The organism is Mycobacterium sp. E3298 (assembly GCF_001666895.1).
Taxonomy (GTDB): Bacteria; Actinomycetota; Actinomycetes; order Mycobacteriales; family Mycobacteriaceae; genus Mycobacterium.
Map to the genome: position 1 here is coordinate 31,411 of NZ_LZJB01000246.1, position 22,530 is coordinate 53,940.

The 22,530-nt window shown below is 67.0% G+C and carries 22 protein-coding genes; 14 read left to right on the forward strand and 8 right to left on the reverse strand.

Annotated elements, in window-relative coordinates; all coding sequences use genetic code 11:
• The first annotated feature begins 3 nt into the window (after positions 1-3).
• From A9X05_RS11525 to A9X05_RS11540, 4 genes are read left to right on the forward strand one after another with little or no spacing between them, the layout of a single operon-like run.
• A complete protein-coding gene (locus A9X05_RS11525; RefSeq protein ID WP_067759710.1) occupies positions 4-1,311 on the forward strand; it encodes an LLM class flavin-dependent oxidoreductase in 1,308 nt (435 codons plus the stop codon).
• Between the two features lie 31 nt (positions 1,312-1,342).
• Entirely contained in the window at positions 1,343-2,167 is an 825-nt protein-coding gene (locus tag A9X05_RS11530; protein ID WP_067781438.1) for a coniferyl-alcohol dehydrogenase, read from the forward strand.
• A complete protein-coding gene (locus A9X05_RS11535; protein ID WP_067759705.1) occupies positions 2,164-3,156 on the forward strand; it encodes a cyclase family protein in 993 nt (330 codons plus the stop codon). The genes A9X05_RS11530 and A9X05_RS11535 overlap by 4 nt, the downstream gene beginning before the upstream one ends.
• Positions 3,156-3,980, forward strand: coding sequence for an alpha/beta fold hydrolase (locus tag A9X05_RS11540; RefSeq protein ID WP_067781441.1), 825 nt, complete (start codon positions 3,156-3,158; stop codon positions 3,978-3,980). The genes A9X05_RS11535 and A9X05_RS11540 overlap by 1 nt, the downstream gene beginning before the upstream one ends.
• On the opposite strand, the gene A9X05_RS11545 is transcribed toward A9X05_RS11540, so the two are convergent.
• The 4 genes from A9X05_RS11545 to A9X05_RS11560 all read right to left on the reverse strand — a co-directional run bounded on the left by A9X05_RS11545 (position 3,977) and on the right by A9X05_RS11560 (position 8,177).
• On the reverse strand, positions 3,977-5,611 hold the full coding sequence (locus tag A9X05_RS11545; protein ID WP_067781444.1) for a multicopper oxidase family protein: 1,635 nt from the start codon (positions 5,609-5,611) through the stop codon (positions 3,977-3,979). The two genes, A9X05_RS11540 and A9X05_RS11545, sit on opposite strands and share 4 nt — an antisense overlap.
• 149 nt (positions 5,612-5,760) lie before the next feature.
• Positions 5,761-6,627 (reverse strand): ABC transporter substrate-binding protein, encoded by an 867-nt coding sequence (locus A9X05_RS11550; RefSeq protein WP_067781446.1) that lies wholly within the window; start codon positions 6,625-6,627, stop codon positions 5,761-5,763.
• Between the two features lie 5 nt (positions 6,628-6,632).
• A complete protein-coding gene (locus tag A9X05_RS11555; protein ID WP_067781449.1) occupies positions 6,633-7,376 on the reverse strand; it encodes an SDR family NAD(P)-dependent oxidoreductase in 744 nt (247 codons plus the stop codon).
• 33 nt (positions 7,377-7,409) lie between these two features.
• Positions 7,410-8,177, reverse strand: coding sequence for an SDR family oxidoreductase (locus tag A9X05_RS11560; RefSeq protein ID WP_067781451.1), 768 nt, complete (start codon positions 8,175-8,177; stop codon positions 7,410-7,412).
• A gap of 148 nt (positions 8,178-8,325) precedes the next feature.
• Between A9X05_RS11560 and A9X05_RS11565 the strand changes: the two genes are divergently transcribed.
• Positions 8,326-9,132, forward strand: a complete 807-nt coding sequence (locus A9X05_RS11565) for an SDR family NAD(P)-dependent oxidoreductase (protein ID WP_067759673.1) — start codon at positions 8,326-8,328, stop codon at positions 9,130-9,132.
• A 10-nt stretch (positions 9,133-9,142) separates the two neighbouring features.
• Here the strand turns inward: A9X05_RS11565 and A9X05_RS11570 are convergent, their stop codons facing one another.
• A complete protein-coding gene (locus A9X05_RS11570; RefSeq protein ID WP_067781453.1) occupies positions 9,143-9,787 on the reverse strand; it encodes a PAS domain-containing protein in 645 nt (214 codons plus the stop codon).
• A 219-nt stretch (positions 9,788-10,006) separates the two neighbouring features.
• Here A9X05_RS11570 and A9X05_RS11575 point away from each other — a divergent pair, with 219 nt between their 5' ends.
• From A9X05_RS11575 to A9X05_RS11610, 8 genes are all read left to right on the forward strand, one after another.
• Complete coding sequence (locus A9X05_RS11575; protein WP_067759664.1) at positions 10,007-10,672, forward strand: TetR family transcriptional regulator; 666 nt, start codon at positions 10,007-10,009, stop codon at positions 10,670-10,672.
• Positions 10,673-10,683: 11 nt separating this feature from the next.
• On the forward strand, positions 10,684-10,878 hold the full coding sequence (locus A9X05_RS11580) for a ferredoxin (RefSeq protein ID WP_067759844.1): 195 nt from the start codon (positions 10,684-10,686) through the stop codon (positions 10,876-10,878).
• A gap of 1 nt (position 10,879) precedes the next feature.
• Positions 10,880-12,127, forward strand: a complete 1,248-nt coding sequence (locus A9X05_RS11585) for a cytochrome P450 (RefSeq protein WP_067781456.1) — start codon at positions 10,880-10,882, stop codon at positions 12,125-12,127.
• A 159-nt stretch (positions 12,128-12,286) separates the two neighbouring features.
• On the forward strand, positions 12,287-13,348 hold the full coding sequence (locus A9X05_RS11590; RefSeq protein WP_197499027.1) for an amidohydrolase family protein: 1,062 nt from the start codon (positions 12,287-12,289) through the stop codon (positions 13,346-13,348).
• An 8-nt stretch (positions 13,349-13,356) separates the two neighbouring features.
• Complete coding sequence (locus tag A9X05_RS11595; protein WP_067759648.1) at positions 13,357-14,607, forward strand: Xaa-Pro peptidase family protein; 1,251 nt, start codon at positions 13,357-13,359, stop codon at positions 14,605-14,607.
• Positions 14,597-15,715 (forward strand): Xaa-Pro peptidase family protein, encoded by a 1,119-nt coding sequence (locus tag A9X05_RS11600; RefSeq protein WP_067781462.1) that lies wholly within the window; start codon positions 14,597-14,599, stop codon positions 15,713-15,715. Before A9X05_RS11595 ends, A9X05_RS11600 begins: the two co-directional genes overlap by 11 nt.
• A 234-nt stretch (positions 15,716-15,949) precedes the next feature.
• Entirely contained in the window at positions 15,950-18,367 is a 2,418-nt protein-coding gene (locus tag A9X05_RS11605; RefSeq protein ID WP_231978333.1) for a CaiB/BaiF CoA-transferase family protein, read from the forward strand.
• A gap of 7 nt (positions 18,368-18,374) precedes the next feature.
• Positions 18,375-19,184: an SDR family NAD(P)-dependent oxidoreductase gene (locus A9X05_RS11610; protein WP_067781466.1), complete on the forward strand. Its 810-nt coding sequence runs from the start codon at positions 18,375-18,377 to the stop codon at positions 19,182-19,184.
• Here the strand turns inward: A9X05_RS11610 and A9X05_RS11615 are convergent.
• From A9X05_RS11615 to A9X05_RS11625, 3 genes are all read right to left on the reverse strand, one after another.
• Positions 19,181-20,011 carry an SDR family NAD(P)-dependent oxidoreductase gene (locus A9X05_RS11615; RefSeq protein WP_067759635.1) on the reverse strand — a complete coding sequence of 277 codons (831 nt, stop codon included), beginning with the start codon at positions 20,009-20,011 and terminating at the stop codon, positions 19,181-19,183. The two genes, A9X05_RS11610 and A9X05_RS11615, sit on opposite strands and share 4 nt — an antisense overlap.
• A gap of 11 nt (positions 20,012-20,022) precedes the next feature.
• Positions 20,023-20,871 carry a mycofactocin-coupled SDR family oxidoreductase gene (locus tag A9X05_RS11620; RefSeq protein WP_067781469.1) on the reverse strand — a complete coding sequence of 283 codons (849 nt, stop codon included), beginning with the start codon at positions 20,869-20,871 and terminating at the stop codon, positions 20,023-20,025.
• Between the two features lie 229 nt (positions 20,872-21,100).
• Positions 21,101-21,751, reverse strand: a complete 651-nt coding sequence (locus A9X05_RS11625) for a TetR/AcrR family transcriptional regulator (protein WP_067759625.1) — start codon at positions 21,749-21,751, stop codon at positions 21,101-21,103.
• Between the two features lie 242 nt (positions 21,752-21,993).
• On the opposite strand from A9X05_RS11625, the gene A9X05_RS11630 reads away from it, so the two are divergent.
• Positions 21,994-22,530: acyl-CoA dehydrogenase family protein (locus tag A9X05_RS11630; protein ID WP_197499025.1), on the forward strand; the 537-nt coding region annotated here is incomplete at its 3' end.

Here is a 22,530-nt window from a genome sequence, read left to right on the forward strand (position 1 = left end):
CAAATGAAGGTCTCGCTGTTCTACGAGTTCGCCCTGCCACGGCCCTGGGCACCCGACGACGAACACGTCATGATGCAGGAGTGCCTCGACGAGGTCGAGGCGGCCGACAAGGCCGGCTTCTCCACCGTCTGGCTCACCGAGCACCACTTCCTCGAGGAGTACTGCCACTCGACGGCGCCGGAGATCTTCCTGGCCGCGGCCAGCCAGCGGACCAAGAGCATCCGGCTCGGATTCGGCATCATGCACCTGCCGCCGGTGGTCAATCACCCTGCCCGGGTCGCCGAACGCATCGCCACCCTCGACCTGCTCTCCAACGGCCGAGTCGAGTTCGGCACCGGGGAATCGTCCTCCGTGGGCGAACTCGGCGGGTTCAACATCGATCCCGCCGACAAGCGGGCCCAGTGGGAAGAGGCCCTCGAGGTCTCGATCCGCTGCATGATCGAGGAGCCGTTCTCCGGCTTCGACGGCGAGCACGTCCAGATGCCGGCGCGCAACGTCGTTCCCAAGCCGCTGCAAAAGCCCCACCCGCCGGTCTGGGTGGCCTGCACGCGGCCGGCGAGCGTGCAAATGGCAGCCCAAAAGGCAATCGGCGCCTTGAGTTTCGCCTACACCGGTCCCGGCCCGCTGACCGAGCGGGTGAACGGGTACTACAAGGAGTTCGAAGAGAACGGCGTGCCCGTCACGCCGCGCATCAATCCGAACATCCTGGCCATCGGGGGCGACCTGTCGATGATGGTCGCCAAGACCGACGAGCAGGCGCTGCAACGGCTGGGACAGGGCGGCGGCTTCTTCTCGTTCGGCATCATGCACTACTACATGACGGGCGTTCACACCCCCGGGCGGACCGGGGTATGGAAGCGGTACCTGGAAGAGGTCGAGAAGGATCCGACGCTGGCCTATGGCCCCGGGCGTGGCGCGATCGGATCGCCCGCCACCGTGCGTGAATTCCTGCGCGGCTACGAGGAAAGCGGTGTCGACGAGATCATCCTGCTGCTCAACCCGCGCAGCCACGAGGGCACGATGGAATCCATCGAGTTGATGGGCTCCGACGTGCTGCCCGAATTCATCGAGCGCGACGCCAAGGCGGTAATCGAGAAGGCCAAGCGGTTGGAGCCCGTCATCGAGAAGGTGGAGGCGCGGCGGCCGCAATCCAGCGCGCCGCAGTTCGACGAGAAGTACTCATTCGGTGGGCTGCCCACCGGCCGGGGCGGTAAGTTCACCGCCAGCGAAATCCCCGAAGCGATGGCGGAGATCAACGAGGGCCGGGTGCAGGCGGCCCAGCGGTTGAAGGAACAACAGCAGAACAAGTGACTCCGGGAGGTCGCTGAAACAGGAGACGGCCTTGGGATCGATCGACGAGCTCTGGCGCTACGACGGCCGCCGTGCGGTGGTGACCGGGTGCGCCTCGGGCATCGGGGGGCAGCTGGTTCGCCAACTCACCGAACTCGGTGCCGACGTCGTCGGGCTGGACAGGCTGCGACCGGACGTGCAGCTCAACGACTTTCGTGAGGTGGACCTGGCTGTCCAGGGTTCGATCGATGACGCCGTCGCCTCGATCGGCGGGCCGGTCGACGCGCTTTTCAACGTCGCCGGCGTCTCGTCCGGGATCGGCGACCCCGCCCTCGTTGCCACGGTGAACTTCCTGGGCCTGCGCCATTTCACCGAGGCGCTGGTTCCCAAGATGGTCGCGGGATCGTCGATCGTGAGCGTGTCCTCGCTCGCGGCGGCCGCCTATCGCGAACACGTGGCGCTGGTCGCGCCCCTGCTGAACACCGCGACGATGCGGGAGGGCATCGAGTGGTGCCACGCCAATCCCGAGGGCCTCGGCAACGGCTACCAACTGTCCAAAGAGGCGATCATCTTCTACACCATGCGAAGCGCTACACCGCTGGGTGCCAGGGGCATTCGCATCAACTGCACCGGCCCCGGGGTCACCGAGACCCCGATCCTCGACCAGCTCCGGACGGCGTACGGGCAGGGATTCCTCGACGACATCCCCAAGCCGTTGGGCCGGGTCTCCGACCCCGAAGAGCAGGCCGCGGTATTGCTCTTCTTGAATAGTGGTGCAGCCAGCTACATCACGGGCCAGGTCATCTGGGTCGACGGCGGAAACGTGGGCGCCGCGATTGCGCGTGACCTCTTACCAAGGCAGGAAGGAGCCCGGTGACCGACTTGACCGACTTCCGTCGGGCCGCGCGCGACGTCTCCAACTGGGGACGGTGGGGCGACGACGACGAGCTAGGCACCCTCAACTTCATCACCGCGGACAAGGTAGCCCAGGCCGCGAGTCTGGTGCGGCACGGCAAGGTGTTCCCGCTCGGCGTGGACTTCGGCGCCTCGGGTCCGCAGGGCGCGTTCGAGTTCCGGCACAACCCGGTCCACATCATGACCGTCGACGGCGGCGACGTGCACACGCTGGCCAAGTATGGGCCGAACTGGCCGCGTAACCCGTTGGCCCACCAGCTGAGTGGCTACATGACGGCCGACAACCCGTTCCGGTTCAACGACGACATCATCATCATGCCGTTGCAGGCGGCGAGCCAGTGGGATGCGCTGTCCCACGTCTACTACGACGACCACCTCTACAACGGTTTCGCGGCGGATTCGGTGACCAGCATGGGCGCCTACCACTGCGGTATCGACAAGGTCGACGTCAAGGGCATCACCTCCCGCGGCGTGCTGCTGGACCTGGTTCGCCACCGCGGGGCGGAGGTCTTCCTCGAAGCCGGGAATCCGATCTCGCCGGAGGAACTCGACGACGTGGTTCGCGCCCAGGGCGTGACCATCGGCCGGGGCGACATCGTGCTCATCCGGACCGGCTGGTGGACAAGGTTTCTCATGACCGGAAACAAGACGGAAGGCTACTCCGGGCTCGACTGGCGGTGCGCCCACTGGCTGCACGATCACGAGATCGCGGCCGTCGCCGCCGACAACCTTCAGGTTGAAGACCTGGTGTCCGGCATCGACGGAATCACCTTCCCCCTGCACCTGCTCTGCCTGCGCGACATGGGGATGATCTTCGGCGAATACTGGGACCTCACCGCGCTCGCCGAGGACTGCGCCGCCGACGGCGTGTACGAGTTCCAGCTCGTCGCGCCGCCCCTGCGGGTGGTCGGGGCGGTCGGCTCTCCGGTCAACCCGATCGCGATCAAGTGATGGCCTTCGCGCGCAAGAGCATGCTGGTGGACGGCCTGACGACCGGCTACCTTGAGGCGGGCGACGGCGAGCCGGTGGTGCTGCTGCACGGGGGTGAATTCGGTGCGAGCGCCGAGCTGGGCTGGGAACGCAACATCGCGGCGCTGGCCGGCCGATACCGGGTGCTCGCACCGGACCAGCTGGGCTTCGGGGCCTCGGCGAAGGTCATCGATTTCGTCGACGGGCGCGGGATGCGGATCCGGCACGTGGCGAGGTTCTGTGAACTGCTCGGCGTCGACTCGGCGCACTTCGTCGGCAACTCGATGGGCGCCATCAACCTGCTCACCGACGCCACGGCGGACACGTCGCTGCTACCGGTCCGCAGCCTGGCGATCATCTGCGGGGGCGGAGACATCCAGCAGAACAAACACTTTGCGGCGCTGCAGGAGTACGACGCGACGCTCCCGGCCATGCGGCGCATCGTCGAAGCCCTGTTCCACGACCCCGGCTATCCGGACGACGAGCAATACGTGGGACGCCGCTACGAGTCGAGTACCGCGCCGGGTGCGTGGGAGGCGGTGGCGGCGGCGCGTTTTCGCCGCCCGGGCTCGTCACGTCCCCCCACCCCGTCGAGCGCGCGGGTCTACCAGCGCATCAGCGTGCCGACGTTGGTCGTCGAAGGGGGAGAGGACAAGCTGCTGCCGGCCGGCTGGTCCGCCGAGATCGCCAAGCAGATCGACGGTGCCCGCTCCGTCGTGGTCGACAGGGCCGGCCACTGCCCACAGATCGAGCAGTCGGCAGCGGTGAACGGTCTGCTGCTCGATTTCCTCGCCGCGAACGTTTAGAACACGTAGTCCAGCCGGGTCTGCATGCCTGCCTCTTGGTGATAGGTGTTGTGGCAGTGCAACATCCACAAACCCGGATTGTCGGCCACCAGCACGGCGAGCAGTTTCTGGTTGGGCAGCACCATCAGGGTGTCCTTGCGGGGTCCGGGGCTTCCGTCGGCCTTGATCAGTTGGAACGTGTGGCCGTGCAGGTGAATCGGGTGATACATCATCGTGGTGTTGTCGAACGTGATCGTGGGGCGTTCACCCTGCCGGACGTGCAACGGTTCGGTGTCGCTGTAGGGCTTTCCATTGATAGTCCAGTTGTACTGGACCATGTTGCCGCCCAACACCACCGGGAGGTTCAGGCCCGGCTGCGGCCGGCCCAGGTTCACCGGCGTTGTGGCCGTGAACATCTCGACCGTGCCCACCCGTCGATTGAGCTCCGGCGGTTGGAATCCGGGGTCGGGCGGGCTGCCCGCGCCGGTGGACAGCAGCGCGCGGGCCAGAGCGTTCTTTCCCTCCGCGAGTGCGACCAAGGGGAATACGCCGTCGGCGGCGGTCACGATGACGTCGTAGCGCTCGGCCATCCCGATCAGCAGCGCGTCGACCTGGGTGGGGACCACGGGGTAACCGTCGGTGTGGGTGACCGTCATCGAATGACCGGCCAGCGCGACGCGGAACGTGGTGTCGGAGCCGGTGTTGATGAAGCGGATCCGGATGCGCTGCCCCGGCTTGGCGCTGAAGCTCATGGGAGCGGCGGGGATTCGGCCGTTGATCAGGTAGTAGGGGTAAGCGATGTCGCCGGCGTCGCCGCCGAGCAGATCGCTTCTGCCCACGCTGCCGCCAGAGGTCGCGGCCGTCGGGGGCGGCGGGCTTGTCGAGCTGGTCGGGCTGGTCGACGTTGCCGAGGTCTCACTCGTCGACGTCGTCGTGGGCGTCTCACTCGTGGTGGAAGTGGTGGTCGTCGTCGGGGGCGCGCTTGGCGGGGCGGGCTTGTTCGGGCTGGTCAGTTCGGTGTAGAGCTGCTGAGGCGACTTTCCGATGCCGTCGGTCCAGTCATCAAGTACCACAATCCATTCGGCATCGTAATTGCCCTCCGTCGGGTCGTCGACGATGACCGGCAGGTAGAGACCCGTGTCGGCGTCCAGGCCGCCGGTATGCGGATGGGCCCAGTAGGTGCCCGCATTCGGGACGGAGAAGCGGTAGGTGAAGTCCTGGCCGGCCGGGATGTTCGGGCTGGCGGGCGCGGCGCCGTCCATGTCGTTGCGCAGCGCGATGCCGTGCCAGTGCACCGACGTCGGGTGGTCGAGCCGGTTCGACACGTTCACCACCAGCTCGTCGCCGATTCGCGCCCGAATCGGCGCTCCGGGGATCGAGTTCCCGTAGGCCAGCGTGCGGACAACGGGACCGCCGAGGTCGATCTGGACCGATTGAGCGGTCAGGCTGGCGGTGACGGTGCGGCCGCTGTGCGGCCGGGCGGCCTCGGCGGCGTCAATGGCGGCTGCCATCTGGGCGTCGCCCGACAGCGCGGGCTTGGATTGACTGCACGCCGTCAGCGCGAACCCCCCGGCGATGCCGGCGGCGATGAATCCTCGCCTGGTGAGGAGCGTTTGCTCGAAGGGGGCACCACTTGCGGGTTGCACACGCATCGATCGCTCCTCGTTTGCTCGACTCGTCCCCCTGTCTTATACCGCGTCCGGGCGGCCCGCGGAGCGCAACGGGCAGCACCGATCGTGGGCGGCGAGCAGCGCCGCGCGGCCGAAGCGAACATGAACCGACCTCGTTTTTCAGTGCCCGGCTAGACGGCAGGCTGGTAGATCCGCTGGGCCGGCAGCGGCGTGACGCCGAGTTCGGCGGCGACCGCGTCGAGCGCGCGCTGGGCGGTATCGAGGTCCACCCGGCCGTCGGCGGTGAAGTACGGACCGATGTAGCGCTCGTAGTGGCGTTGCAGTTCGGCGACCGTCAGCCGGTTCAAGAATGACGCCATGTGGCCGATCGCCAAATCGGGCCGTTCCGCCATGGTCTTCAGGGCACGTCGGTTGGCCCGCACCACCGCTTGGACAGCCGGGCTGTCGATCGGAAGCCGGGTCGGATCCACAGCGACTCCGACGGTGGGAATCTGGAAGTGATCTCCCACCCAGGCCAGCGCGTGGAAGCCTTCCTCCTCGGCGACCTGCTCGGGATCAAGAGTGCTCCCGACATACGCGGCGTCGATCGACTTATCCCGCAGCTTCCTCAAATCCATCTGGTAGTCACCGGGCGCGCGCACCACACACTCGAGGTCGTGATCGGGATCAAGGCCGTGCCGACGCAGCACGATTCGGGCGAAGCAGCCCGGCGCGGTGTGCGGTGCGTGCACCGCAAGCCGGCGCCCGCGAAGATCCGCCATGGATCTCACCCCGGCGCCGCCCAGGAACCAGAACAGCGGACGGTGCGTGTTGACGCTCAGGACCGTCCATTCGATGCCGTGCGTCAGTCGCGACAACACGGCACGTCCGAGGCCGATCGTCGCGCAGGAGCGCAGACGCTCTGTGTCCCAGCCTATTCCGTCCCGCACCGCCACGTGCACCCCCTCATCGTGGAAGTAACCCTCCTGATCGGCCACATACGCGACCAGTTCTTCGTGAATGCCGCGCCCGACGTAGGCCAAATCGATGGTGTGCACGGTGTTCAGTCCATCGCCAGGCCGCCGTTGACCGGCAGATAGTGCCCGGTGGTGAAACCCGAGTCCGCACTGGCCAAGAACGCGATCGTGTGGGCGACCTCCTCGGGGGTGACGAGCCTACCCATCGGCGCGGCCTCTCCGAGCTGACGCACCCGCTCGGAGGAGAGCTGCCCGGTCACCGTCGTGCCGCCTACGGTGGCGGGCGCGACGAGATTCGCGGTGATCCCGTGCGGCGCCAGCTCGAGTGCGACGTATCGGACGAACTGGTCCAGCGCCGCCTTCGCCGTGCCCAGCGCGATCATCCCTTCGCGCGGACGACGCGAAAGTCCGGTGCTCAGATAGATCAACCGGCCATATTCGCGGGAAATCATGTGCGGTACAACAGATTTGGTCAACAGGTATGCGGCGTGCAGCTCGGTGTTCACCTTGCCACCCAGTTGTTCCCAGGTCAGGTCGGCGAACGAGGTGACGACGAACGGGATCAGCGCATTGTGGACCAGCACGTCGGCCCCGCCCCAGCGCTGCGCGATTTCGTCGACCATCGCCGACACGTCGCCGGGCACGGTGACATCGGCTTGAATCGCGATGGCTTCGCCGCCGGCCGCGGTGATGCCGGCCACCACCTCCTCCGCTTCCGGCGCGCTCGCGCGGTGGTTGACCACCACCCGCATGCCCGCCTCGGCCAGGACCCGCGCGGTCGCCGCCCCGATTCCCCGGCTTGCTCCGGTGATCAATGCGACTCGTGGCATCGGTCTCACCCCCCGGTGGCTTTCCGCGGCCGGCTAGCGCGCACCGCTGGGAGTTTGACTGGCCTTCCAGTCGCTGTAGCGGGTGGAGTAGATCGTCGGGTCTTCCCCGTCGATGGGAACGATGCTGTGGTCATCGAGTTCGGCGCCGTAGTAGCGCGCCGTCGGATCGGTCACGACCTGGCGTGCATCGCCGTCCGCGGCCAGGCTGGCGCGGGCGAAGTCGTCCATGCCCAGCTTTTCGGGACCCGCGATGTTGGTGACCCCATTGGTCGGTTCACCGGCCGCTGCGCGGCTTACGGCCGCGGCGACGTCCTTGGCGGCGATGGGCTGGAACGCCGCATGCGGCAGGCGAACAGTGTCGCCGTCGGTCGCCGAATCGGCGATGCCGCTGACGAATTCGAAGAACTGCGTCGCCCGCACGATCGAGTACGGCTGTCCCGATTCCTTGATCAGCTTCTCCTGGGCGACCTTGGCCCGCATGTAGCCGCTCTCCTGGGTGCGATCGGCGCCCACGATCGAGAGGGCTACATGGTGCTGCACGCCGGCGGCCCGCTCCGCCTCCAGCAGGTTGCGGGTGGAGGCGGTGAAGAAGTTCAGCACATCGTCGTCGGCCCACGACGGCGAATTCGACACGTCTACCACCGTGTGCACGCCCGCCACGGCCTCGGCGAGACCTTCGCCGGTCACGGAGTCGACCCCCGACCGCGGCGAGGCTGACACCGCCTCGTGCCCCAACTCCGTCAGATTGGCGATGACCTGCGACCCGATGAGTCCGCTGCCCCCGATGACCAATACCTTCATGTCGAGCCCTCCCGAGTTTCCCGATGAACTGGTCCCCTCAGCATGGCCGGTGCGCGGGACAAGGGGAACCCTCGGGCCGTACCCTCTCCCTCCGACCGCTTAAATCAACTGCTTGACTTAACCTGGTCGACGCGGATTAACTCGTCGGGTGGTCAACGAACTGGCTGGCAAGGTTGCCATCGTTACCGGCGGCGCGTCGGGAATCGGTCGCGGGATAGCGGAACGGTTCGTTGCCGAGGGGTCGCGGGTGGTCATCGCCGACGTCGAGGCGGACCGGGGCGAGGAGCTGTCCGCCACGTTGGGCGCCGGGGCGTTGTTCCGGCGCACGGACGTCTCCGATCCCGAACAGGTCGGGGCTTTGGTCGCCACCACCGTCGAGAGATTCGGCGGCCTGCACGTGATGGTGAACAACGCCGGGATTTCCAGCCCCCTGCGCCGGCTGCTCGACGACGATCTCGCCGACTTCCACCGGGTGATGGGGGTCAACGTCCTGGGGGTGATGGCCGGCACCCGGGATGCCGCTCGCCACATGGCCGAAAACGGCGGCGGATCGATCATCAACCTGACGTCGATCGGCGGAATCCAGGCGGGCGGCGGGGTGATGATCTACCGTGCTTCGAAGGCCGCGGTCGTCCAGTTCACCAAGTCGGCGGCAATCGAGTTGGCGCGCCATGAGATTCGGGTCAACGCGATTGCCCCCGGCAGCATCCCCACCCCTATCCTGGCGTCGTCGGCGGTCGACGTGGATCCGGATGAGCTGGCGCGGTTCGAGGCGAAAATTCGGCAGGGGATGCGCGACGACCGGCCACTGAAGCGGGAGGGCACGCCCGAGGACGTCGCCGAGGCGGCGTTGTACTTCGCCACCGACCGGTCGCGCTATGTCACCGGTACGGTGCTGCCGGTAGACGGGGGGACGTCCGCCGGCAAGGTGATCCGCCCCCGCAAGGGCGAGTGAGGGCGCCGCGTCAGGGCTCTTGCGCTGGATGTCCGGCGTGGGTTTCCAGCCGTAGCTTCGCGAGTGCCTGCGCGCGCTCAAGGTCCTCGGCGCCAGCGCTTTCCGTGATCACGCTGTGCGAGTGCGTCAGCACGCCGAGCACCGCTTCGCTGGGGAGATCGGGAAATTGGCGCCCGAGCACCTCGGCCGCGCGCCTCAACTCGAAAAGTTTCGGATACGCGCGCTCCTCCGGCGTCGGGGGTACGACGCGGGTGACGTCCTGGGCGTGCTGCAGGACGGCGACGGTCTTCTTGCCGTCCTTGATCGGGTCGTTCATCGGTGTCCAGACCCGGTAGACGAACGCGCCCGGGTTCCGCCGGTCGGGAAGGTCGTAGCGCTGGACCCCCATCCAGTGCCGAACCCCACGGCGGAAGACCCACTCCAGCGACGCGGAGACGTTGGCCACCCCGTCCGCTTCGGGATCAGCCGGGTTGTCCGGAAAGACGTCGAACAGCTGGTGGCCCAGCAGCTCTTCGCGCGGATGCCCCGACACGCGTTCGCAGGCGGAATTCACTGCGCGGATGCGCAAGTCGGCGTCGGCCAACAGGTACGGCGACCACTTCGATTGGAACCACGCGGATTCCTCGATCGCCGCTACCCGGCTGGCTGACAACATGCCTACCCCCGCAATGGTTCACCGTCCTGACACCGCCACGTCGCCGCCGCGCAAGAAGCCATCGTGACCCAGTGGGGCCGACCCGGGCGAGGGACCTTTGTCACCCGCTGTCCGCCATGTGGCACCGAAGCGACGCCGTCGCACGGCGAACGGCGAATGGCGAATGGCGAATTAAATCAATCGCTTGACTTAATCGCGCGGCCGCGGTTGACTGTCCGGGTGACCACCATCGGCCGGACCGTGCGAACCGAGCGGGCCAGTTCCACGCAGGAAGCGATCTTGGTCGCGGCCGAGCGGTTGTACGCCGAGCACGGCATGTTCGCGGTGTCGAACCGTCAGGTGAGCGAGGCCGCCGGCCAGGGCAATAACGCCGCGGTGGGCTACCACTTCGGCACCAAGGCCGATCTGGTCCGGGCGATCGAACACAAGCACCGCCGGCCGGTCGAGCAGTTGCGCGAGCAGATGGTGGCCGAGTTGCTCGACTCGAAGAAATCCCCGGGGATGAGGGATTGGGTCGCCTGCCTGGTGCGCCCGCTGACCGATCACCTGGAGGAGCTCGGCAATCCCACTTGGTATGCGCGGTTCGCGGCGCAGGCGATGACCGATCCCGCGTACTACAACATCATCGTCAAGGGCGCGCTGAGCTCACCGTCGCTGGTCCAGGTCGTCGACGGCATCAACCGCTGCCTGCCCGACCTGCCGGCCGAAGTGCACTTCGAACGAAACATCATGGCCCGCAACCTGTTGATGCACACGTGCGCCGATCGGGAACGAGCGCTGGCCGCGGGTGCTTCACCGTCCCAGCGGTCCTGGCGGGCCGCGGCATCGGGCCTCATCGACGCCATCGTGGGCTTGTGGCTTGCGCCCGTCACGCCGTACGAGTGAAAGGTCTGCGGATGAAAGTGGCTGTCGACCAAGACGTCTGCGCGTCATCGGGGAACTGCGTGTTGAACGCGCCCGAGGTGTTCGACCAGCGCGACGATGACGGCGTCGTGGTTCTGCTCAACCCCAGTCCATCGCCCGAACAGGCCGACGGCGCCCGGCGGGCAGCCGCGGCCTGCCCCGCGCTCGCCATCCACATCGAGGAATGACATGTCGGAAACGCTGACCAACACTTCCGCGGCCGAGGCGGCATCCGGGATCCCGGATTATCCGATGCCGAGGCAGGTGGGCTGCCCGTTCGCGCCGCCGCCTGGTGTGATGGCGCTGGCCAAGATGCGACCGCTGTCCCGGGTCCGGATCTGGGACGGCAGCACACCGTGGCTCATCACCGGGTACGAGCAGGTGCGGGAGCTGTTCTCGGATTCCCGGGTCAGCGTCGACGACCGGCTGGCCGGTTTTCCGCACTGGAACGCGGGCATGTTGTCCACGGTGCACAAGCGGCCGCGTTCGGTCTTCACCGCCGACGGGGAAGAGCACACCCGGTTTCGGCGCATGCTGTCGAAACCCTTCACGTTCAAGCGCGTTGAGGGTCTGCGCCCGGCCATCCAGCAGATCACCGACGATCACATCGATGCGATGCTGGCCGGCCCGCGGCCCGCCGACGTGATCACCGCGCTGGCGTTGCCGGTTCCGTCGTTGGTGATCAGCCAGTTGCTCGGGGTCCCGTACGAGGACGCCGACATGTTCCAGCACCACGCGAATGTCGGGCTCGCGCGGTACGCGACGGGCGAAGACACCGTCAAGGGCGCCATGAGCCTGAACAGGTATCTCGCGCAGCTCGTCGAGGCCAAGATGGAGGATCCGGGCGAGGATGCGGTGTCCGATCTCGCCGAGCGGGTGAAGGCCGGCGAGCTGAGCGTGAAAGAGGCGGCGCAGCTGGGTACCGGGTTGCTGATCGCCGGGCACGAGACCACCTCGAACATGATCGGCCTCGGGGTGCTCGCGCTGCTGATGAACCCGGACCAGTTGGTGGTGTTGCGCGACGCCGAGGACCCCAAGGTCGTTGCCAGCGCGGTCGAGGAATTGTTGCGCTACCTCAGCATCATTCAGAACGGTCAGCGTCGCGTCGCGCTCGAAGACATCCACATCGCCGGCGAGACGATCCGCGCCGGCGAAGGGATCATCATCGACCTGGCCCCGGCCAACTGGGATCCGCACGCATTCCCCGAGCCCGACCGGTTGTACCTGCACCGCTCGGGGGCCGACCGCAACGTCGCTTTCGGCTACGGCCGGCATCAGTGCGTGGGACAGCAGCTCGCCCGCGCCGAGCTGCAAATCGTGTACCGCACCCTGCTCCGCCGCATCCCGACGCTCGAACTGGCCGTCCCGGTCGAGGACGTGCCCCTCAAAGACGACCGACTCGCCTACGGCGTCTATGAACTTCCGGTGACCTGGTAGTCCCCGGGTCGCTACGCTCACAACGCCGATCCGAATGGAGGGTCAACGATGACGACTCAAACAAGCACCGTTTCGCTCTATCCGCCCGGCGGCTTCGGCGCCCCCAAGGATCGCCGCGGCCACGCCTCGGGCGCGGACGTCGGCCTGCCGCCGGGAACCGTGGTGTTCTCCGCGGACAACCACATCTCGCTGGCGGATGACATTTTCTACCAACGCTTTCCCGACGACCTCAAGGACAAAGCGCCGCGGATCTGGTACGAGGACGGCGCCTACCAAGTCGGCCGCAAGGGTCAGTCGTTCCTGCCGGGTGACTTCAGTGCGGTGCTGATGCAATACGACGACCTTCCGGGCGCGGCAAGCACCAACATCGAGGCGCGCATCCAGGAGCTGCACGACGACGGCGTCGAAAAGGAACTGGCGTTCCCCAACGCGATCCTGGCGCTGTTCCATTACCCGGACAAGAAACTTCGCGAACTGGCCTTCCGCATCTACAACGAGTACATCGCCGAGCTCCAGGAACGCTCGGATGGCCACTTCTACGGCGCCGGCCTGATCAACTGGTGGGACCCCCTAGGAACCCGACGGACGCTGGACGAGCTGAAGTCATTGGGGCTCAAGACTTTTTTGATGCCACTGAACCCGGGCAAGGATGACGACGGCAACCCGATCGACTACTCCAGCACGTCGATGAGCCCGGTGTGGGATGAGATCGAAGCCGCCGGCCTTCCGGTCACCCACCACATCGGGGAGACGCCGCCGAAGAGCCCGACCGAGTTCAACAGCGTCGTGGTCGGGATGATGATCAACATCGACGGCTTCCGGGAGACGTTCGCCAAGTACATCTTTGGCGGCATCCTCGACGATCATCCCGGCCTGCGGATCGGCTGGTTCGAGGGCGGCATCGCCTGGGTTCCGTGGGCGTTGCAGGACGCCGAGCACCTGGTCGCCTCCTACCAGCACATGTTCAACCGCCCGTTGCAGCACGACGTGCGGTACTACTGGGACAACCATATGAGCGCGTCGTTCATGGTCGACCCGCTCGGCCTGCAGCTGATCGACAAGATCGGTGTGGACAAGGTGATGTGGTCCAGCGACTACCCGCACAACGAAAGCACCTACGGGTATTCCGAGAAGTCGCTGGCCGCCGTCGTGGACGCGGTCGGCCCCGCCGACGCCGCGAAGATCGTGAGCGGCAACGTCACCACATTTCTGGGCCTGTAGGAGACCCGATGACGACGTTCGCGCAAGCGGGCGCGGGCACCAGCAGCCTGGTGATCCCCGAGACGCCAGACCTGGGCCGCATGCGCCGCGAAACAGGGGACCGGCTCCGCTCGGCGATGGCCGAACGCGGCGTCGACGCGCTGATCCTGCTGGGCAACAGCGCGGTGGTCTATGCCACCGGGACGAGTTGGCCGCTCGGCGACGCCGGGCTGTCCTATGTGGAGCGGCCGGTCGCCGTCGTGCTCGCCGGGGACGAGTGGCCGCACCTGTTCCTGCCGTTCCGTGAGGGCGCGTCGCAGGAGTCGGACCTGCCCACCGATCATGTGCACGGCCCGGTCTATCTCGAATTCGACGAGGGCGTCCAAGAATTCGCGCGCCTGCTGGCCGGCTTGATCCCGGCCCAGGCGGTGATCGCGGTCGACGAGTGCACCGGCGCCATGTCGCGCGCCGCGAAGTCGCTGTTTCCCGGCGGTCCGCCCGTCGATGCCGCGGCCGTCGTGAGCGCCGCCAAGTCGGTGAAGACGCCGGACGAGTTGTCGTGCATGCGCACCGCCATCCGCATCACCGACGAGGCGATGGTGGAGGTGCACAAGCGACTGGCTCCGGGGATTCGCCAGATCGAGTTGTCGGCGAGCTTTTTGCGGCGGGCCTTCGAGTTGGGTGCCACCGCCAGCATGCTCGAACCGATCTGGCAGGTGATGCCGCCGAGCAAGGCCGACGGCGTATGGACCACGCACGGCGACCTGGCGTTGCCGCTGCTGACCACCGAGCGGGTGCTCGCCGAGGGCGACGTGCTGTGGACCGACGTCAGCATCACCTACCGGGGCTACTGCTCGGATTTCGGCCGCACGTGGATCGTCGGCAGGGACCCGTCGCCACGCCAGCGGGCGCAGTTCGACCGGTGGTTCGAGATCATGACCGCCGTTCTCGGTGTCGCCAAAGCCGGCGTCACGGCGGCCGATCTGGGCCGGGCCGCCATCGAAGCCAATGGCGGGAGCAAGCCGTGGCTGCCGCACTTCTACCTGGGCCACGGGATCGGTGTGAACGCCGCCGAAATGCCCATGATCGGAACCGATCTCGGCGCCGACTTCGACGAGAGCTTCGTCCTGCGGCCCGGCATGGTGCTGGTCTTGGAGCCGGTCGTGTGGGAGGACGGCACCGGCGGTTACCGCAGCGAAGAGGTCTTGGTAATCACCGAGGAGGGCTGGATCCGCTTGACCGACTACCCCTATGACCCTTATGGCTCCCATGTCAGTTGAAGTTTGCCCCGACGACCGTGCGCTGCGCTCGGGTCGCCGCCGGCGTGTGCTGGATCAGATGGCGGCGCACGACCTCGACGTCCTGGTTCTCGGCCGCCAAGCCAACGTCCGATACGTCACCGGCGCGCCGCAGTTGTGGGTCGCCGGCACCCGGCCGTTCGGCCCGACGTGTGTGCTGGTGCGCGACACCGGCGCGATCCATCTGCTCAGCACCTGGGATGAGGGCGTCCCCGACGACATCCCGCACGAAAACCTCTACGGGATCACGTGGAACCCGATGAACACCGTGTCGGCGCTGCAGCGCATCGACGGGGCCGCCGCCGCCCGGCGCGTCGGAACCGACGCGATCTCACCTGTGTTCGCGCAGTTGTTGCCGACGGCGTTCCCCAACGCGGAACTCGTGGACGGCGAACTGGCGATGCGCGCCGCCCGGCGCATCAAGACGGCCGAGGAACTGGTCCCGTTGCGCGAGGCAATCGCGGTCGCCGAGTCGGGCTTGGCCGCTGCCGTGTCCGAATTGCGGCCCGGGGTAACCGAACAGGCGCTCGCCGGCGTCCTGCTGGAGGCCGTCGCGGCCGGCGGGGTGAGCACGCCGTCGAACCAGGATGTCGCATGGGTGACCTCGCCAGACCACCCGTGGCGGCTAGCCACCAGCGACGGCCGGGTGAAAGATGGCGACCTGGTGGCGTTCTCGGCCGGTGTGCTGGCCGGTGGCTACGTCGGCGAGGTTGGACGCACCTGGCCGGCCGGCGCGGCCCGCGGTGCGGCGGCGCTGTATCGGCGCTGGAACAGCCTGTGGGACAGGCTGCTAGCCGCATGCCAACCCGGAACCGGAGCAGGTGAGTTGTTGTCCGCCTACGAGGCCGCGGGGGAGGCCGCGCCGCCGATGCCGGTCGCCCGCGGGCTGGGCATGGGCTTTGACCCACCCGTCATCTCCAATCGCCTGCCGGCGACCGCCGCGGGGGAACGGCTCGAGGCCGGCATGGTGTTGGCCGTGACTGGCTACGTGTGGGAGCAGGGAACCGGTGCCGTCTTCGGGCGGGAGGCGGTACTCATCTCCGCCGACGGACCCGAGGTGCTGACTTGCAGCCCGTCGTGGCACGAATAGTCATGTCCGGCAACTCGGAACCCTCCGCCGAGGAGATCGTCAGGTACCACAAGGATGGCGAGACCCGCATCGCCCCATCACGTTCGATCGGCCGGATCAGCTGAATGCGCCCACGATCGCCGGGCTGGGCGGGGCGGTGAGAGACAACGACGGTAAGTTGCCACCGGAATGGCGGCCGAGCAAGAAGGGGCGCAAGGGCGCCAAGAAAGACACCGACCGAAAGCGGAAGCGGTAGTGGCGGAACCGACCCCCGAACCACCGTTGGCCGGCTATGCCGTGGTCGACCTGTCCACCGGGATAGCGGGCGCCTACTGCACCAAGTTGCTCGCCGACGGCGGGGCCGACGTCGTCAAAGTCGAGCCGCCGAAGGGCGATCCACTGCGTTCATGGTCCGCCTCCGGCACCCGCATACCACCCGGCGGTGACGGCGCGCTGTTCAGCTTTCTGGCCGGAGCAAAGCACAGCGTCGTCGCGGATCCGGGCATCGAAGACGACGTCGAGCTGGTCGACAGGCTGCTCTCGGCCGCCGATGCGGTGGTGTGGTCGGGCGGCTCGAAAGTCGCCGAACACGACGATTTTTCGCCTACGGCAATGCACCGCCGCTACCCGCATCTCACCGTCATGTCGATCACGCCCTTCGGCCTCCAGGGGCCGTGGCGTGACCGTGCGGCCACCGAATTCACGCTGCAGGCATGGTCGGGCGGCATCATCGGCCTCGGCCGTGGCGAACCGGGCCGGGCGCCGGTGTTCGTCGGCGGACAGGTCGGCGAGTACATGGCCGGCGTCCACGCGAGCGCGGCGATGCTGGCATCGCGCTACGGCCGAACCTGCGGCGGCGCCGGCGAACTCCTGGACCTGTCGATGCTGGAAACCCAGATCTTGTCGCTGACCTATTATCCCGTCACCTATTTCGAGATGCTCGGGCGGCCGTGGCGCGACACGCGGCGCCTTACCGTTCCGGGCGTCGCCCGCGCCAAGGACGGACTCGTCGACGTCGGCTGCGGGACCGCGCAACAGTGGTTCGACCTGTGCGCGATGATCGGCCGTCCGGAATGGATCGACGAACACCTCGAACTGACGATCACCGAGCGGGCCAACCTCAACGCCGACGAGATCTACGCGTGGTTCGAAGACCACACCGTGGAGGAGATCCGAGAACTCGCGACGGCGTTCCGGATACCCAACGCTCCGGTTGCCAACGGCGCCAACGTCGCATCCCTTGACCACTTCGTCGAACGCGGCTCGTTCGTGCGCAGCCCCGACGACCGGTTTGTCCAACCGGGCCATCCTTATCGACTGCATCCCCCACTGCTGTGCCGGCCCCAACCGGCGCCGCGGCTGGGGGAGCATACGGCGCATTATCGGACCGCAAACCTGACCCTCCGCCCCGGGCCGAGCCGGCCGGCAAACCCGCTGCCCCTGAACGGGGTTCGCGTGCTCGACTTGACGACGTTCTGGGCCGGCCCATGCTGCACGCATTTCCTGGCGATGCTGGGCGCCGACGTCATCCACGTCGAGTCCGTCCGCCGCCCCGACGGGACCCGGCTGATCGCCGGCGTTCCCGTCACCGAAACCCAGTGGTGGGAGCGGTCGCCGATTTTCGCGGCGCTCAACACCAACAAGAAAGACTTGACGCTGGACCTGCAGACCCCCCGCGGGCGGGAGCTACTGCGCCGGTTCATCGCGACCTGCGACGTGGTCGTCGAGAATTTCACGCCCCGCGTCCTCGAGCAGATCGGGCTGGATTTCGCTGCCGTGCAGGCCATCAAGCCCGACGCGGTGCTGGTGCGGATGCCGGGGTTCGGCCTGGACGGGCCGTGGCGCGACAACCCGGCCTTCGCCTATGTCATCGAGGCGGCGTCCGGACTGACGTGGCTGACGGGATACGCCGACCGCACGCCCTACGATCCCTACTCGATCGGTGACCCCAATGCGGGCATGCACGCCGCGAATGCGGTGCTGCTGGCGCTCTCGCACAGGCGGCGCACCGGCCGGGGCGTGTTCGTCGAAGCGGCGATGGTCGACGCCGCGCTCAGCATCGCCGCCGAGCAGCTCATTGAATACTCCGCCTACGGGGCGCTGCTGGCACGCGACGGCAACCGGGGGCCCAGGGCGGCACCGCAAAACCTCTACCGCAGCGCCGATATCGATGAGTTCGGCCGGGCCGACAGCTGGGTAGCGATCGCGGTGAACACCGACGAGCAGTGGGAGGCCCTGGGCGCGGCGATCGGGTCGCCCGCCTGGGCAACGGATCCCAAGCTGGCCACCGCAAGCGGGCGCAAGGAGCGGCACACCGACATCGACGCGCGGTTGTCGGCGTGGTGCGGGCGCCGCGGCGGTGACGAGATCGTCGCAACCCTGTGGGACGCCGGCGTTCCGGTGGCCAAGGTCATGCAACCGCACCGTCAGACCGAACTCGATCAGCTGACATTCCGCGGGTTCTTCGAGGAAGTCGACCACCCGGTCAACGGTCCGGCTAGGCTCAGCACCGTGCCGATCAGGTCGTCCGGTGGGCCCTCGACGTTCCACACCCAGCACGCGCCGCTGCTCGGGCAGCACAACCACGAATTGCTGGCCGAACTCGGATTGAGCGACGCGGAGATCGCCCAGTTGGAGGCCGACGGCGTCATCGGCCACGAACCGGCGATGTGACACGGCGATGGCGATCGATCCCTCGGACATCATGCTCACCGGCCGCGTGGCGGTGGTCACCGGCGGGGGAGCGGGCATCGGCCGTGGCGTCGCGGCCGGGCTTACCGCGTTCGGCGCGTCGGTCGCGATCTGGGAACGTGACCCGCAGACCTGCGCTGACTCCGCGGAATCCATTGGTGCCCTTGGCATCTCGATTGACGTACGGGACAGCGCCCAGGTCGACGACGCGCTGCGGCGCACGAACGCCGAGCTCGGCGTCCCTTCCATCCTGGTGAACAACGCCGGAGGGGTGTTTTCCGCACCGCTGCTGGAAACGAGTGAGAACGGCTGGGATGCGCTGTACCGGGCCAACCTGCGCCACGTGCTGCTGTGCACCCAGCGCGTCGCGAGACAGCTGGTGTCCGCGGGCCAGGGCGGCAGCATCATCTCGGTGACGTCAATCGAGGGGGTGCGCGCCGCGCCGGGCTACGCGGCCTACGCGGCGGCCAAGGCGGGGGTCATCAACTACACCCAGACCGCGGCGCTGGAACTGGCGCCACACGGCATCCGGGTCAATGCGATCGCGCCCGACATCACGCTCACCGAGGGGCTGGCACAGCTGGGCGGCGAGGCGGCCCTGGCCGGAATCGGCCACGTCGTGCCGCTGGGGCGTGCCGGCCATGTCGACGAGATCGCCAGTGTCGCAGTGTTCCTGGCCTCCGACATGTCGGCCTACCTGACCGGGCAGACCCTGCACGTCGACGGCGGCACCCACGCGGCGAGCGGCTGGTACCACGACCCGCAGACGGGGAATTACCGGCTCGGTCCGTCCGGTTAGTGGTTCCACCCTTCGGCGGCTTGGTCTTCGAAGGTGCGGTCGATGCGCTCGAACCTGCGGCGGACCGACGCGCGGGCGGCCTCGTGCGGCAGCACATACAGGCGGTTGGCCAGGATCGCGTCGGCCGTCAGTCGGGCGACGTCTTCAACGCCGACGCCCTCGTCCTGAGTTGGTAACGTCCCGTCCGCGGCCTTCGGCGAAGACGACAGCCCGTAATCCGCGCCGCGGATCCGTTCGGAGTTGGAGACCAGCTTCGTCTCCACGACCATCGGGCAGAGCACCGATACGCCGATGCCACTGTCTTTTACTTCGCGGGCGAGCGTCTCGGCCAGGCCGACCACCCCGTATTTGGCGACGCCGTACGCCCCGAGGCCGGCGTTGGGAACCAGGCCGGCGAAGGATGCGGTGAAGGCGATGTGTCCGCCCGTGCCCTGTTCGAGCAGCCTCGGCAAGAACGCCTCGACGGCGTGGATGTTGCCCCACAGGTCGATGTCGATGACCCATCGCCAGTCGTCGTGGGTCATCTGCGCGATCGGACCGGCAACCACGATGCCGGCGTTGCTGAAGACGACGTCGACGCGGCCGAGCAGTCGGAAAGATTCTTTCGCGAGGTGAACCATCTCATGGAGATGCCGGACGTCGCACACCACGCCGTGCGCGTCGAATCCCTGGGCGCGCAGGTGGTTTACCGCCTGCTCCAGGCCTGGTTTATCGACATCGGAGAGCACCACGCGGGCGCCCCGGCGGGCGAATTCGGTGGCGGTGGCCAAGCCGATACCACTCGCCCCGCCGGTGACGACCGTTCCGCGACCTTCAAACCCGTCCATGGGACGGAACTCTATTTCAAGCAGCTACCCGCATCGATGGGCAGGGTCACGCCGGTGATGTACCGGGATTCGTCGGAGGCGAAGAACAGCACCGCATTGCTGACGTCGACCGGCTCCACCCACGGAATCGGCAGGATGTGGAACATCTGGCAGATCGGCGCCATGTCGTCGGGACCGGGGTTCTCCAGGTCCGGGCGGAACATCTTGAAGGTGCCATCGTTGTGCAACATCGGCGTCTTGACGTGGGTCGGGTGCACCGAGTTGACCCGAATCATGTGTTGCCCCAACTCGACTCCGAAGGCACGCATCAACCCGACGACACCGTGCTTGGCGGCGACGTAGTGGCCGGTATGAGGGTAGGCCTTCAGCCCGCCGACCGAGCTGGTCAGGATGATCGAACCACCTCTGCCGCCCGACAATAGATGCGGCACACCGGCTTTCACGGTCTTCCACACGCCGGCCAAGTTGATGTCGATCATCTCGGTCCAGTCTTCTTCGCTGGTCTTGTCCAAAGTGTCGCCACCGTTACCGATTCCGGCGTTGGCCACGATGATGTCCAGCCGGCCGAGTTGTTCCACACCGCTGTCCACCGCTGCTTTCAGCGCGCCGAAGTCACGGACGTCGACTTCGGCGGTGAAAATCCTGCGGTTGTGTCCCTTGACCAGGTCCGCCGTCTCTGCGAGGTCCTCGGGCGTCGAGGCCGGGATCGCGGTGTCCGTCACGCCCTCGCGGATGGGCTTACAGATGTCGATGGCGATGATGTCGGCACCCTCTTGCGCCAACCGCACCGCGTGGCTGCGGCCCTGACCGCGTGCCGCTCCAGTGACGAAAGCGACCTTGCCCTCAACACGTCCGGTCATGGCTATCTCAACTCCTGACTATTGATCGCACGCCTCGGCGCAGAGCAACCGGGACCGCGTCCCCCGGGCTCGCGGGTCTCGCCGCCTTTTGCACTCTGTCACCACCGGTCATAGGTGTCAACGCCGAATCCGTTTTGGCTATTTGTGGTTCTAAATATTAGAGAATCCGATTCTCGAAGCAAATGAGGTGCGGTATTTGATCAGTTCTCGCGGGAAGGCGGGGCCGCTGCTAGCCGACGAAGCCGCGCGAGCAGAAATCCCATACCTCTTCGCTGGTGATGGGGTGGATGGTCGCGTCGTCGGAGCCCCCGCTGGATTGCGCGATGAACATGACCGTTTGCATGGTCATAGCGGCCATGCGCTTCGCGTTCACGCCCGCCCGCAGCTCTCCGGCGTCGTAGGCCGCTTCCATCAGCTCGGTCAGCAAAGCCAGCAGGGGGGCATGGGCCACCTTCACCTCGGCCGGATGTGTGACCAGCAACCGCGGAGCAAAATCGGTGAACAGCGGCCGCTTGGCCGTCGGATCCGGGCGAGAGGCCTCGTAGAGGAGTTGGACGGCGACCTTGAGTCGTTCCAGGGGATCGGCCTGGCTCTCGGTGGCGGCGCGAATCTGGTCGGCGGACCGACTCAAGGCGTCTTCGAACAGCGCCAGCAGCAGTTCATGCTTGCCATCGAACTGCAGGTAGAAGCTGCGCAACGACTGGCGGGACCGGTCGACGACCTCCTGCACGGTAAAGTCCGTGGAGCCCTTTTCGATGATGATCGCCTGCGCCGCGTCCAGGAAGCGCTGAACGCGTTGCGCGGCACGCAGTTTGGCCGTCTTGATCGACCTCTCGACGGCGCGCTGCTTCCAGGCCGGCTCTTCGCTCGGACTGGTCACGGCCGGCTCAGCTGATTGCCGCGAGGGGAGAACATGATTGGACTCTACCGGAGAACGCCGTGACATCGCTGCGCTCGACCCCCTCACGGATCATGTGTCGGAGATTGTAACTTTCTCGTCACGAGAATACTATTCTCTTAGACGTGTGTATGGAAGCGTAATCATAAGAGCGAACCGCGCCGTCGGCGGAAATCGTGATCTACCGACGCGGGGGAGTGCTCACGACCGTTGCGGGGAGTCGCGTGCAGCTCACCTTTGACTCGGACGTGGAGGCGTTCCGCTCCGAATTCATCGCCTTCCTGGACGCGCATCTGCCCTCCGACGCCGAGGCGTTCGAACGGCCACGCTCCAGCTCGCACGTGCCGGACTGGGCCCGCCGCTGGCAGCGGCTGCTGTTCGACAGCGGGTGGCTGCTCCCCGGAAATCCGCCCGAGTTCGGCGGACGCAACGCCACGCTGCTGCAGCAATACGTGTACTTGGAGGAACTCGGGCGGCGACGCATCTATCAAAGCTTCAACCCGCAGGGCGTGGGCATCATCGCGGCCTCGCTGTTGACCTTCGGCACGCCCGAACAGCAGCACAGGTGGGCGGCGCCGATATTGCGGGCCGAGATCACCGCGTCGCTGGGAATGAGCGAACCGGGGGCGGGCTCGGACCTCGCGTCGCTGAAAACGCGCGCGGTGCTTGACGGCGACCACTTCGTCGTCAACGGGCAGAAGGTGTGGACTTCTGGCGCCCACGACGCCGACGTGTTGCTGACCTTCGTGCGAACCGACCCA

Excerpts from the sequence above, each read along its gene's own strand:
- A9X05_RS11620 (WP_067781469.1), bottom strand. The coding sequence starts at position 20,871 with ATGACCGGACGTGTTGAGGGCAAGGTCGCTTTCGTCACTGGAGCGGCA.
- A9X05_RS11555 (WP_067781449.1), bottom strand. The coding sequence starts at position 7,376 with ATGCCACGAGTCGCATTGATCACCGGAGCAAGCCGGGGAATCGGGGCG.
- A9X05_RS11600 (WP_067781462.1), top strand. The coding sequence starts at position 14,597 with ATGTCAGTTGAAGTTTGCCCCGACGACCGTGCGCTGCGCTCGGGTCGC.
- A9X05_RS11610 (WP_067781466.1), top strand. The coding sequence starts at position 18,375 with ATGGCGATCGATCCCTCGGACATCATGCTCACCGGCCGCGTGGCGGTG.
- A9X05_RS11585 (WP_067781456.1), top strand. The coding sequence starts at position 10,880 with ATGTCGGAAACGCTGACCAACACTTCCGCGGCCGAGGCGGCATCCGGG.
- A9X05_RS11615 (WP_067759635.1), bottom strand. The coding sequence starts at position 20,011 with ATGGACGGGTTTGAAGGTCGCGGAACGGTCGTCACCGGCGGGGCGAGT.
- A9X05_RS11570 (WP_067781453.1), bottom strand. The coding sequence starts at position 9,787 with ATGTTGTCAGCCAGCCGGGTAGCGGCGATCGAGGAATCCGCGTGGTTC.
- A9X05_RS11560 (WP_067781451.1), bottom strand. The coding sequence starts at position 8,177 with ATGAAGGTATTGGTCATCGGGGGCAGCGGACTCATCGGGTCGCAGGTC.
- A9X05_RS11525 (WP_067759710.1), top strand. The coding sequence starts at position 4 with ATGAAGGTCTCGCTGTTCTACGAGTTCGCCCTGCCACGGCCCTGGGCA.
- A9X05_RS11540 (WP_067781441.1), top strand. The coding sequence starts at position 3,156 with ATGGCCTTCGCGCGCAAGAGCATGCTGGTGGACGGCCTGACGACCGGC.
- A9X05_RS11580 (WP_067759844.1), top strand. The coding sequence starts at position 10,684 with ATGAAAGTGGCTGTCGACCAAGACGTCTGCGCGTCATCGGGGAACTGC.
- A9X05_RS11545 (WP_067781444.1), bottom strand. The coding sequence starts at position 5,611 with ATGCGTGTGCAACCCGCAAGTGGTGCCCCCTTCGAGCAAACGCTCCTC.
- A9X05_RS11595 (WP_067759648.1), top strand. The coding sequence starts at position 13,357 with ATGACGACGTTCGCGCAAGCGGGCGCGGGCACCAGCAGCCTGGTGATC.